The sequence below is a fragment of the Tissierella pigra genome, from assembly GCF_018917845.1.
Taxonomy (GTDB): Bacteria; Bacillota; Clostridia; order Tissierellales; family Tissierellaceae; genus Tissierella; species Tissierella pigra.
This window is the reverse complement of the sequence record NZ_JAHLPJ010000001.1, coordinates 1,516,033-1,529,067: the sequence shown is the minus strand read 5'-3', so window position 1 is coordinate 1,529,067 and position 13,035 is coordinate 1,516,033. Positions and strand designations below refer to the sequence as shown.

General features: G+C 33.0%; 15 protein-coding genes. All 15 read right to left on the bottom strand.

Features of this window, described 5'->3' with window-relative positions; all coding sequences use genetic code 11:
• Positions 1-9 precede the first annotated feature (9 nt).
• Entirely contained in the window at positions 10-915 is a 906-nt protein-coding gene (eutC, locus tag KQI41_RS07435) for an ethanolamine ammonia-lyase subunit EutC (RefSeq protein ID WP_154439646.1), read from the bottom strand.
• Between the two features lie 25 nt (positions 916-940).
• Entirely contained in the window at positions 941-2,308 is a 1,368-nt protein-coding gene (locus KQI41_RS07430) for an ethanolamine ammonia-lyase subunit EutB (protein ID WP_216585099.1), read from the bottom strand.
• Between the two features lie 20 nt (positions 2,309-2,328).
• Positions 2,329-3,759, bottom strand: a complete 1,431-nt coding sequence (gene eutA, locus KQI41_RS07425) for an ethanolamine ammonia-lyase reactivating factor EutA (protein ID WP_216585098.1) — start codon at positions 3,757-3,759, stop codon at positions 2,329-2,331.
• A 152-nt stretch (positions 3,760-3,911) separates the two neighbouring features.
• On the bottom strand, positions 3,912-4,256 hold the full coding sequence (locus KQI41_RS07420; RefSeq protein ID WP_154439643.1) for a BMC domain-containing protein: 345 nt from the start codon (positions 4,254-4,256) through the stop codon (positions 3,912-3,914).
• 24 nt (positions 4,257-4,280) lie between these two features.
• Entirely contained in the window at positions 4,281-5,420 is a 1,140-nt protein-coding gene (locus tag KQI41_RS07415; RefSeq protein WP_154439642.1) for a 1-propanol dehydrogenase PduQ, read from the bottom strand.
• 52 nt (positions 5,421-5,472) lie between these two features.
• A complete protein-coding gene (locus KQI41_RS07410) occupies positions 5,473-6,051 on the bottom strand; it encodes a cob(I)yrinic acid a,c-diamide adenosyltransferase (RefSeq protein ID WP_154439641.1) in 579 nt (192 codons plus the stop codon).
• A gap of 2 nt (positions 6,052-6,053) precedes the next feature.
• Entirely contained in the window at positions 6,054-6,494 is a 441-nt protein-coding gene (locus KQI41_RS07405; RefSeq protein WP_154439640.1) for a EutP/PduV family microcompartment system protein, read from the bottom strand.
• A 16-nt stretch (positions 6,495-6,510) separates the two neighbouring features.
• Positions 6,511-6,855 carry a BMC domain-containing protein gene (locus KQI41_RS07400; RefSeq protein ID WP_154439639.1) on the bottom strand — a complete coding sequence of 115 codons (345 nt, stop codon included), beginning with the start codon at positions 6,853-6,855 and terminating at the stop codon, positions 6,511-6,513.
• Positions 6,856-7,253: 398 nt separating this feature from the next.
• Complete coding sequence (locus KQI41_RS07395; protein ID WP_216585097.1) at positions 7,254-8,708, bottom strand: serine hydrolase domain-containing protein; 1,455 nt, start codon at positions 8,706-8,708, stop codon at positions 7,254-7,256.
• A gap of 132 nt (positions 8,709-8,840) precedes the next feature.
• Complete coding sequence (locus tag KQI41_RS07390) at positions 8,841-9,563, bottom strand: Cache 3/Cache 2 fusion domain-containing protein (RefSeq protein WP_216585096.1); 723 nt, start codon at positions 9,561-9,563, stop codon at positions 8,841-8,843.
• A 55-nt stretch (positions 9,564-9,618) separates the two neighbouring features.
• The gene (locus tag KQI41_RS07385; RefSeq protein WP_154439636.1) at positions 9,619-10,011 is read right to left on the bottom strand and encodes a hypothetical protein; all 393 of its coding nucleotides are present in this window, start codon (positions 10,009-10,011) and stop codon (positions 9,619-9,621) included.
• A 10-nt stretch (positions 10,012-10,021) separates the two neighbouring features.
• The gene (locus KQI41_RS07380; protein WP_216585095.1) at positions 10,022-10,582 is read right to left on the bottom strand and encodes a hypothetical protein; all 561 of its coding nucleotides are present in this window, start codon (positions 10,580-10,582) and stop codon (positions 10,022-10,024) included.
• Between the two features lie 188 nt (positions 10,583-10,770).
• The gene (locus KQI41_RS07375; RefSeq protein WP_154439635.1) at positions 10,771-11,010 is read right to left on the bottom strand and encodes a hypothetical protein; all 240 of its coding nucleotides are present in this window, start codon (positions 11,008-11,010) and stop codon (positions 10,771-10,773) included.
• A gap of 52 nt (positions 11,011-11,062) precedes the next feature.
• Positions 11,063-11,764 (bottom strand): flavodoxin family protein, encoded by a 702-nt coding sequence (locus tag KQI41_RS07370; protein WP_244971095.1) that lies wholly within the window; start codon positions 11,762-11,764, stop codon positions 11,063-11,065.
• 88 nt (positions 11,765-11,852) lie between these two features.
• Positions 11,853-13,034 carry a GNAT family N-acetyltransferase gene (locus tag KQI41_RS07365; protein ID WP_216585094.1) on the bottom strand — a complete coding sequence of 394 codons (1,182 nt, stop codon included), beginning with the start codon at positions 13,032-13,034 and terminating at the stop codon, positions 11,853-11,855.
• Between the last annotated feature and the right edge of the window lies 1 nt (position 13,035).

Here is a 13,035-nt window from a genome sequence, read left to right as displayed (position 1 = left end):
TGGCAATCTTTATTTTTCCTTCAAATCTAATCCAGACGCTTTATTATCTAACATTCTCTTGATAATTTCAGCAATATATGCTCCTGCTTCTACTGCTGGAGTTCCTTGTCTATGAATATTGGAGACTACCGTTCTTCTAGCTTCTGGCATGCCAATTGTGGGTTTATAAGCTATATATGCACTCATGGATTCTGATGTAACAAGGCCTGGTCTTTCTCCGATTAAAAGACAGACTACATCTGCTCCTGTTGCTTCTCCAATTTGATCCATAGCTGGTACGCGACAATGTTTTATAAACACAACCTCTCCGAAATCAAATCCAAACATCTTAAGTCCTTGCCGTAAAGAAGGTAAAATATCTCTAATATTCGCCTCTATTGCTGCCGAACTTAAACCATCCCCAACGATAACTTGTATCTTCTGATTTGGCTGCACAGTTTTTTTTATTGTATTTATTGCTTCATCTGAAAACTTACGACCTAAATCTGGACGTGTAAGATATTCATCTTTATCCTTGCATTGGGTGCTAACCTCCACAAACCCAAGTTCTTTAACTAAATCTTCATTAACATAAGAGAATACAGCATCCTGAGCAGCAGCATGGTCAGCACGGAATCGAAGACTGGGTTCCGTCATATATCTTGTACCTGCCCTCCATAATCCCAAGCGAGCTGGTGTATATGATTTCATTTTTAAATAACCTTCTTTATCTACTGGATCTGGTACTAAAAATTGCTTCCGAATATCTACTTCTGTAATGTCTGGTATAAATCCCTCTTCAACTTCCTGAGGCTTAATAGATTGTATTGTACTTATACTTGCTTTTGTAGTATCATCATTTATAACTGGTGATACTTCATCTACCATTTCATTTAAAATTGATTTAATCATTTCTTTTAAGTTTAATTCGTCCATTAGTTATCCCTCCTCTTAGAAATATTTAATGCTTCAAGAATACAGATGCATCACCAGCTTTAGAAGTTAAACGTCCATTTTCACTGAATCCCATTTTTTCTAACCATTGGTCAAATTCTTTTATTGTTCGTTTATTCAATAAGTGCCTAATTGATGCACCTTCATGGTAGCCTGTGGTTTGATAGTTCAACATAATATCGTCACCATTTGGAATAGACATAATAAAGTTTACACCAGCTGTTGCAAGTAAAACTGTTAAGTTTTCAGCATCATTTTGATCGGCTTTCATATGGTTGGTGTAGCAAACATCACACCCCATTGAAATACCAGTTAACTTACCCATAAAGTGATCCTCCAGACCTGCACGAATAACCTGCTTAGAATCATACAGATACTCTGGTCCAATAAATCCAACAACTGTATTAACAAGGAATGGATCAAAATATTTTGCAAATCCATAACATCTAGCTTCCATAGTCAGCTGATCTACACCATGATGTGCATCAGAAGAAAGTTCTGAACCTTGACCTGTCTCAAAGTACATAACATTTGGACCTACTGCAGTACCCAACTTCAAAGCCATATCCTTTGCTTCTGAAAGCATTTTTGCAGAAATTCCAAAGGCTGTATTTCCTTTTTCAGATCCTGCAATAGATTGGAATACCAATCCTGTTGGGGCCCCTTGCTCCATTGCCTCCATCTGAGTAGCCACGTGGGCTAAAACAACATGTTGTGTTGGTATTTCCCACTCATTAATAAAATCATTAAATTTATGAAGAATACGCTTTACACTTTCAGTTGTATCGTCTACTGGATTTAAACCTATTACTGCATCTCCAGATCCCATAGATAAGCCTTCCATAACTGAAGCCATGATGCCATCCACATTATCAGTAGTATGATTTGGTTGTAGACGAGTTGAAAAAGTTCCTGGAATACCAATTGTAGTATTGGCAGTCTTAGTTATTGTAATCTTTTGAGCACCTAGTATTAAGTCTAAGTTAGACATGATTTTTGTAACTGCTGCTACCATTTCAGAAGTCAAACCATTTGATATACGATGAATATCATAGTTTGTCGTATTACTATTTAAAATCCATTCTCTTAATTCAGCTACTGTCCAATTTTTAATCTTTTCATAAGTTTTAAGATTAATATTATCAATAATAATGCGCGTTACCTCATCCTTTTCATATGGCACTGCAGGGTTGTTAAATAAATCTGAAAGTGTTAATTGCGATAAAACAACTTTAGCTGCAACTCTTTCTTCAGCACTCTCTGCCGCAACTCCAGCTAAATTATCACCAGATTTTTCTTCATTAGCCTTCCCCATAACTTCCATTACAGATGAAAATTGATAGGTTTTTCCAAAAAGCTTTGTCTTTAAAATCATTGTACATCCTCCTTTTATCTTTAATTAAATACTAATGTCTTTACTACTACTGGTAAAACAGAACCTTCTGCAATGGGTTTTCCAATGTCGATATAATCTCCATTTCGCACATGAATACTATCTATACATACAAATGGATAATCTTTAGGCAGATGTTCATATAGGCTATGACCCAGTGCCTTCGCCATATCTTCTTTCACTATAATAACCAGTGGCAATTCCTCATGAATCAATAAATCTAAACCCTTTATTATCTCTTTTGCTAAATCTTGAATAAATTTGAAGGAAGGACTATGTACACCTTCTACACCTAATCCAATAATTTGTACTTCTTCGTCTACTATGAACCATTTTACTTTTTCTTGAATAATATTTCCTAAATTCCCACAATTATACGTGCTTTCATCATCTTTGGATAACTGTAAAATGGGAATATTTTTAAGTGGAAGTATATCTTCTTTATAGGTGATTGTACTTCCAGAAACATCAGTGGTGTGTGATCCTGCTCCCACTACAGTTGCACGAATGGTTTCTACAGTTGGAATTACCTCAAGAGCTGTCATAAGGAGTGAACCGCTTATTTTCTTACCTAACAAAAGTCCAATATCACCATATACAAAAGGATTTTGTAAACTTTCTTTTGTAATGCCGTCTGCTACGCCACCTGAAAATGAAATACATTTAATTTTTAGATTTGTATTCAATGGTTTGTTAGTTATTAATAAGTCAAAATAAGGACTCTTTTTACCTAATCCAACGCTGTTTTCCAGCACCTGTACAAATATATCTAAAAGTTTATCTAATTCCTTAAGATTCATCTTTTCATTTAGATAAATATCTAAGTCTTCTTTTTTAATGATTTCCTTTACTTTTGGAGAAATATAACGAATGATTTCATTGCCGTCCACTTTTATCAAACGACCTCCAATATCAAAGCAAGCTGTATCCTCAATATCACCATCGTTAAATACTACTAAATTTGTCGTCCCACCTCCAATATCAAGGTTTACCGCAGTTGTATGTTGTCTCTCAGAATAGGAATAAGTGCCTGCTCCTTTCCCAGCAATAATACTCTCTAAATCAGGTCCAGCTGTTGCCACAACAAAATCTCCAGCAAAACCACTTAAAGCTTTAGCAACTGTCTGGGCATTTTCCCTTCGAACTGTTTCCCCAGTTATAATGATTGCCCCAGTCTGAATATCTGATTTTGTAATACCTGCTCTTTTGTATTGCTGCTCTACAAATTCCTTTATACCATCAGAATCTATTAGATTATTTTCTAATATAGGAGTAAAGATAATATCACTTTTAAATATCACCTTTTTATCCGTAATGGAAACTCTTGGAATTGTAAAAACTGATGCCATGTTTTCAATTGAAAGTTCTGATAAAATTAATTGTGTTGTTGATGTTCCAATATCAATACCAACACTTAATAAAGTTTCTGCCATCTTATCTACTCCCTTTAAATATGTTGTATATTTAAAAACTTTTTTAAAAAATAAACGCTTAATAAAAGGTCTATAATTGTCCCCTTATTAAGCTCCTTTGCTTTTATCTATGACATGATTATCATAGTTTATATATTTATTTTAAATGTAATTTAGGTACTAGATAAAGGTACAACCGTAAAATCTAAAAGACTTTCCATAGTTTCTAAAATGTTTTCTAAAGCAATCTTAACTGAAGAAACATCCCCAATTATAACTACTGCACCTGAGAATCTATCAACAAAACCAATTTCTATTTCAGCAGACTTTGTTGCTATATCAACAGCGATAATTGATGCTTCGCTTGGTGTTATAGTTAAAATTCCCACTGCTTCATTTCCAGATTGTACTATCCCCATCTTTTGATATAATTCTAAATCAGCCTTTGCAATAACATGAGCAACAGTGATTTGTTTGCCAGGAACATATTCCTGTATAATTCTTTCATTTCCCTCCAAGTAATCACCTCATTTAATTAAAGTTTATATAAATGATTTCCCTAGAATACTAATTACATCTTCTCTAGTTGGAGTAATAGGGTTGGTTTCTGTACAACGATCTGCCAAAGCAGCTTCTGCTATTACATTTTTATCTGATTCAAATTGTTTCTTACTAACTCCCCATTCAGAAAGACTCTTTGGAATGGAAAGTCTCTTTTCAAGTGCAAGAATTGCATTTACTAGACTTCGTACACCCATTTGTGTATTTCCAGCATTTAATCCTAAAAATTTAGCTATTTCTGCATACCGATTTGCAGCGGGGGTAGTATTCTTAGTATAATTTCCTTTGATAACTCCTGCATTATAGCAAATAACATTTGGTAATAAAATACCATTTATTCTTCCATGTGGAATATGCCAACGTGCTCCTGCTGCATGTGCTATACCATGGTTTAACCCTAGTGAAGCTATGTTAAAGGCCATTCCAGCCATTGTTGATGCCATATGCATTTTTTCACGTGCTTCTTTATCGTTTCCATCTTTATAAGCCCTCTCTAAATAAGTGAATACATAGCGTATAGCTTTTTCACTTAAAGCATCAGAAATATCATTGGCACTAGTAGAAACATAAGCTTCTATAGCGTGAGTAAGAACATCAATACCCGTATCAGCAGTTTGCTTAGGTGGTAAACCTGCAACAAGACCAGAATCTAAAATAGCTTCGTCTGGCAATATTTCATCTGTAATCAATGGATATTTTGTTCCCTTTTCATCATCGGTGATAATGGAGAAATTTGTAACCTCTGAGCCTGTTCCACTTGTTGTAGGAATAGCAATAAATCGTATCTGATTAAATCTCTCGGTCAATTTACCAAAATAAAACATAGCTTTTGCTGCGTCTATAGCAGAGCCACCACCTATTGCTAATAAAATGGTGACTGGAAAATCCTTACTATATTCTAACCCAGCAACAATATTATCAATTGGGGGATCTGGAATAACTTCAGAAAATACCATTATTTCTGTGCTGCTATCAATATAACTTTTAATGCGTGAAAGTAAATCTGATGAAGCAATAAAAGAATCGGTTACTATCAAAATCTTTTCATTCTTGAAATCTGATAGTCTTTCCAGACTCTCTTCACCTATATATAACGTTGTTCCAAATCTTATTTTTTGCATAGCTACTACTCCTTTCCAACAAAAAATCCATAGGAAAATATATTTTTAGTTATTATAAATCTTCTTTTTTCAAATTTATATGGAATACCTTTCCACTTCTTTCATAAAGTACATCTTCTATGCCTTCATTTGCATTTACAACACGTGCTAATGAAAAAAAGTAATCTGATAAGCGATTAATAAATATCAAAACCTCTTCATTCATATCATTAGTCCATTGGAATGTTACTATCTCTCTTTCTGCCCTTCTAGCAATTGTTCTACAAATATGTAAAATACTTGCTACCTGTGAACCACCTGGCAAAATAAACGACTCTACTTCTTTGGGAATACCTGCATAATCATCAATACATTTTTCAATCCACTGTGTCAAATCAGATGTAACTCTATATATTCCTTTTCCTGCTGGTGTCGCTAAATCGTTGCCACAATCAAATAAATACTGTTGAATCTGTGTCAATTCGTTTTTCAAAGAATCATTATTCTTTATAAGTGTAATAGCATATCCTACGAAACTATTTAGTTCATCAATAGTTCCATATGCTTTTATACGTTCACTATCTTTTGCTAATTGAATACCACCAATTATCTTAGTATAACCTTTATCACCAGTTCTAGTATAAATTTGCAAATTTATTCCTCCTCTTTAGAAAGATAAGCTATCAACTCTGCTATTCCTTCATCTTCAACAGCTGAGAGACGAAAGATTTTGTCAACACCTGCTAGCTCTAATCTTTTCTCAGCATTTATAATAGCTTCTTCATTTGGTGCTAGATCTATCTTTGTAATAATCCCTATACATGGTTTCGTAAAATTTTGTGCAAAATAGGGAGAAAATGTCTGTCCTAATTCTGTAACGCTGCAGACAAACCCAATAACATCTGAACTAGCAGCCATCATTTGCAAAGCACTATAAAATCTTCTATGCAGGACAAACTCACCTGGTGTATCTATCATCTGAGAATAGAACTCAACTGATTGTGTTTTTTTATATTTAATTGTCTCTCCTTGAATTCTTTGGCAAAGGGTGGTTTTCCCACTTCCAACTGATCCAATTAACATGATTTTTTTCATTTTTTATACCTACCTATTAAGTTCTTGTTATTTTGGGGACAGAAAACTGCATAAGATCTCTTAGAGAAGTGACAACCTGTTCCATAGCAGATTGTATAGCTGATACATCTCCTAAAATAAATACTGAACCACTGAATCTATCAACAAATCCTATTTTAATAGGTGCAGTCTTCTTAGCTATATCCACAGCAATGATTGCAACCTCTGGTGGAGTTATGGTTAAAATACCAATTGCATGATACTTTTCGTCATTTAAGCCTAATTTTTCAAAGATTCGATCATCTGGATTTGCTATGATATGTGCCAACGTCACTTGTTTTCCTGGTACTGATTCAAATATCTTTCTTTCTAATATATTCATTGATTCCCTCTTTTCATAATAAAAGCACAACACCATTGTTTATACTATATTTTTTGCTTTATAATGCAAAAATAAATATCTCTTTTTAACTCTAAAATCTTTTATATAAAGCATAGGGTAACCAAGTTTATATCTCATTATTCTTTTTCAAGACATTTTATCAGTATTTGGTTTTGGATTAATATAAAACAAATGCACTAGGACTTTTTTGTCTTAGTGCATTTATAGTTTTAATTTTATATAATTTTCACATATAATATTTAGCATGTTTACAATGTATGAAATGAACAAAATGCTACTGGTCCCTTAACTAGCTAGATAGGCACAGATGTGTCTGATATGCAGGTAATTCTGATTTACATTCACTTTTATTAGCATGAGAAAAACGTATAAACCCCTTATTTTCTAAATATATCATTATATCGACAAATGTATACAAACCATGTAATACATGCTGTTAATAACGTCAGTGAAATTAAAGCTGTAATAATACTATATGTTTGCCAAATAAGTATCGTTGACCAATTGTATCCCATAAACATTGGGAAAACCCAGCATATTATAGTAACTATTAAACAAATAATAGCCGCGATTATGCTCTTTTTTGGTATTGGCTGCTGCTTATTCATTTTCTTTCTGCGTAATCCTAAAAGAAAGAACAGAACAGCCAACATACAGCAAATAATTGTGGCAAACGACAAAGTGATGTCAAAAAACTGTGTGGTGCTTATTTCATAGGACTGAGACATATTACCATCCAATATCTCCTTAACTTTTAACACTAAATTGGTGTTAGTATTTGCACCATTGGTCAACAAGCATATGGCCGTGCGTTGGTTTGGCAGTATTACCACTTCAGTTGCAAAATTAGGATTACCTCCCATGTGTTCAATAATTGTTTGGTCAGAATTTACTGACCACCCTGCCCCATAAAACATTCCGTTAACATCCGAAACTGACATATCTCCCTGATGTGATGTCTTAACGACATCACAGAATACTTTGGGTATATCCTGCACAATACCCATCTGTATGCCCATCCAACGTGCCATATCTTTGGTGCAAGAAATGATGTAACCTGCAGGTTTATTCCCGGCATAATTTGGTGCATCATATGGGGTCGTCATAAAGAAGGAAGATCGGTAGCCCTGTGCCAATTGTCCAGTAGCTTGAGCATCTTCTTTATAAACATACGTCTGGTGTAGTCCTAACGGCTGAAACACTTGTTTTTTCATGTAGTCTTCATAGCTCTGACCCGACACAATCTCAATAACCAGACCTAATACGTCATAATTAACAGTTCCATAATTATACTGCTCACCAGGATAGAAAGACAATTCAGCATCTACAAGCATTTCTATAGTTTTTTGCAACATATCTGGAGTATTTCCTTGTGGGATGTTTTGAAAGTGACTTTCATTTGTTAATCCACTAGTATGATGTAAAAAATTATTTAGTGTAATACTTCCCATATCAATAGGTTTCCCCTGATACTTTAATGTAAACCAAGGTAAATACTTTTGGATGGTGTCAGTCATTGACAGTAATCCTTGTTCTTCCATTAGCAGAATACCCATACCAGTAAAAGCTTTACTGACTGAAGCCAGCTCATATAGAGTATTCTCGCTTGCCAGCAGTCCCTTTTCACGATCTGCATATCCTGAAGAAAAGTAGAGAACTTCATCCTTCACAAGTATTGAAATTGACATTCCTGGAACACCTGATATACGACAAGCATCATCCAACAATGTTTGTATTGAATTAGATTGCGAATCTGACAACGCATAACTTGGTGTTGCCAATCCTGAGAATAGTATAATTGACGCTATAACAAAAACAATAATATTTTTCATAGACCCTCCGTTTTGGAAAAATAATATGAGGATAATATAAATACTCTACGTTCACAGTTTACACCCATACTGAATAATTTGAGCTGATTTTGTTAAGTCTTATTTATCTATATCATCTGAAATTAGAGATAGTTATTCAGACATATCAGCAAATTCCTCTGATGTATGTGTCTTGGCAATATTAAATTTTGTACCAACCACTGATGCACCGACCAATGCAATTAGTGAGCCTAGTGAAATAGCTCTTAATACAATAATTAATATGTTGATTTTACTCATTTCTGCATCATGTGATTTTACAATATCATCCAATGTTTTTGTTGGCATACCTACAAACAATAACCCTATTACATTATTATTTTTATCTTTTATAGGCTGGTAGGCAGTATAATAACTTTCACCTAGTATTTCTGCCTCCCCTATATACAACTCACCATTTATTACTGTTTGATACGCATTATGGTCAGTACCTAAAAATGTATCTATTGCCCTTTCGTTTTCATCAGACATAATGTTTGTTGAAATTCTTTTAAAATCATCTTTAACTTTAACAAAAATAGTAGACTTATCTCCTAAATCTTCTAATACAGAGTCTACCACCCCAAATCTACCTTCTATACTGTTACCATCACTATCAAGTAAGGTTCCATCTCCTTGAGTTAATGTACCATAAGAGTTATTAATATATTTCATTGTTAAATTTATATTATTTTCAACATGTTTTTTTAGCAATTGATTTTTAATATCATTTATATTTTTTGTACTGTTTGAAAATCCTAATAAACCTACAATCATACTAGCTAACAAGGCTATCATCCCACAATATGCTATTAACTTTGTTTTATTGATTTTCATAAATTATTTTCCCTCCCTTTTACCATTTATACTTCCTGCTTTGTATAACAAATGTTTAGCCTTCAGATTTTTCATCTAATCCTACAAATACTTTTTTAAATCCCAGCCATGCAAAACATGATATAGCAGCTATTGTACCGAGCCTTCCACCAATACCTATATATGCACTTTTAGCAGCTATAAAGAGTATTCCTGTCATTAAAGATATTACAGCCATTTCTAAAAGATTTAGTGCATTTTCAAGAGAAATCATTCCAGCATAAGAAGAACAAGCTGCAGCCGTTGCCAATACACCACCCGTTAAAGGAAAAAAATAGGGAAGCATAAGTCCCGATACCAAAGTTATGATAGCTGAAGCAATAACTGCACCTCTCTTTAAAATATTGGCTACTATATAAGTAGCCATGCCTGCAACTATTGATATTATTAAAATAATCACTTCTTCCATGTAATACCTCCTAACTAAAAATTCTGATTATTGTTTTCGTAATTATTGTAGACAATGCTGCTGTAGTTCCACCTTTTCCACCAATACCTGCGTAAATTTCCACAGTAGTTAAAAGAATTAAGCCCACTATTAAACCACCTAGTGCAGCTGCCCCCATAGAGGGTATCACTGCCAATGAACTCATTCCAATAAATGATGATGTATATGTTATACCAGCCAAATCGTTTGGAAGAAATATGGCAGCCATTACACCTACTAATCCATTGGCAATAACTGCTCCATATCCCATTTCATGATTTATAAACCATGTTAAAGTAACCCCTATAAATGAACATATTAAAACATATAAACTTTTCTTATTAACCTCGATTTTATCGTCTCTTCCTATTAAATTTTTAAAGTGATCTACTAAACTTATGGCAAAGAAACATCCAAAAATTATTAAAATTTCTGTCTTATAAAAATTTTCTTCATTAGCTGCTGTTGAAATAATTAAGCCTCCTCCAGTTGCAATAAATGCCATTAATCCTAATAACATTGTACTCCTTTTACCAAATAACTTTTTATTCATTTTACCGCTACCAAAGATTTACAAAAATCTATAACTTGAATGCTTTTGTAATATCTCCATTCCTTGGTAACTTCCCTCCTTTTATTTGTTTTATATTCTCCAAACATGATTATCAAATGTGATTATGCTATGTACCTTTAGTTTAATTTATATTCGTAATGACATTAAATTAGGAATACTGTAAACTATTAATATTTTAATTTCATTTTTAAATATCTTTCTAAAGTAGTAATGTGCATTGGATAAAATAGACCTTTATTACTTTCTAATAATCCTTTTAATTCTATTAACGGCATCCATCTAATATTTTTCGTTTCATTACTTTTGTTTAATAATTCTCCATCAGCATTACATATAAATATTTGCACCATTATTGGATATGTTCCTTGAATATTTTGGCTACAAGAAAATGGAGTATAGTTTAACACCTTATATCCATTAGATTCTTATAATATCTAGCAACAATAATATCTATTTTAACTACCAAGGTCTTTTTTTATCTAACCAACCATTTTCTTTCCAATAGTTTTGATCAACCTTATTCCAATTATTTGATTTTTGCATCATTCCCATTATAATAAATATAAATTTTAATCTAAAATTTGGACTTACCTTCCCTACTTTAGACTGTACCTTCGTAGAAAGTTTAGAAATATCATGTTCAATTGATTTTTTAACTTTATTTGGAACCATTTCCCAATTGGAAGCACTTACATTTTTACTATATTGGAAAACCTTAGGTATTCCAAGCCAAAACATTTGCTGTGCTAATGCTTTGGTAACCTTCCTAGCTCCTGCCCCTGCTGCTGTTGAAATCACAATCCCCACTTTATTAAACATAACTTGCTTTGGTCGATGGGAGAGCCACATATACCCAAAATGGTCAAATAAAGTTTTCAGTTGTCCTGTCATTTCAAAGCAATACGTTGGTGAATCAATAACAATAATATCAGATATTTCCATAGACTTAACAATTTTTTGTACCTTTTCTGCTTGTGGACAGGAATTCTCACTTTCATTAAAGCAATTATAACACCCAATACAATAGTTTGGTGTATCTCTTGGCATAAAATACTCATAAATTTCTTTGTTAGTATCTAAGATTTTATCAATTATTTGTTTGGTAATATTATAAGTACTCCCTTTATGTGATTGTCCATGAATTACTGTAATCTTTATCATCTCAGGGCCTCCAAATATCTATTTTATAGTTTCTTACCTTTCTACTTCTACCATTTTATCATTTAATTTATCTTATTTTAATATTTAATTAATTCCACTGCCCTGGAAATCTTAATTTTTGCAGTTGTGGAAACTTTTTATTATATTCTTCTACTTCTTCCTTTGGAAGATTCTCAAAGACTTCAGATCCATAGAATTTTCCTTTTATATCTTTCATACTACCTTCTACTAATTCAATTCCCATAAATGCATCAAAATTTTTACCATTTGAAGTTGTAATATTAAAATTATCACATGTTTTAAATCCTATTCTAGGATAATAATCTGGTTCTCCAAAAATTATAATTCCTTTATATCCTCTATTTGCAGCTAATTCCATTGTTTCTCTTAATAGCAACTCACCAACTCCACATCCCTGCCATTTAGGCTCTACACAAAGAGGTCCAAAGGTTATAATCTCATGTATATCTGATCCATCAATGACTCGGGCCTTTGAATACATTATACACCCTATTACCTCTCCATCTTTTACTGCTATTCTGCTTAACTCTGGAAGATAGTCTTTATCTTGGCGTAATTTATGCACAAGATAATGTTCATCACATCCCAGATGATGTTTATTCCAAAAAGCATGTTGTGTCATCAACTCTACACTATACCAATCTGATCTTGTCTCCATTCTAATTTCTATATCTTCTCTATTTAATCTTTTCTTTTCTTCAGGAAACCATCCAAATTCTAACCTTACTTCTTTTCTCTCCAAATCATTATTTCTGTAACAGCAAGTATCCATACCAATTAAGGTAAAACCTTCATGCTGATAAAAATCTATTGCATTAACATTACAAGATTGTGTTTCTAGTATAACGGCACGACGTCGTTCTCTTCTTGCTTGCTCCTTTGCCATCTCAATTAACCTATGACCTATTCCTTGCTTTTGATATTTTTCTGATACCCAAAGTTCTGTAATTCTTAGACGATTAGACCATAATTCTTGATTCGTTTCAATTGCAGCAATTAATTCATCCTTAACTAACACTCCCCAAGCATAAGCATTATCCCAATGATCCTCATATAACTTATCTGGAAAATCATATTCTTCTGGTGTATGAGTTACTGACTTGTTAAAATCTTTCTTTTCTATGTTAATATCAAATCCTTTATCTGTTTTATTAACTAAAACATCATAATATTTGTCTGTTGTATATCCTATTGGAATAACAGTCCCCTTCCATTTCTCTTTTGGTAAATATATAATTTCATATTCCATA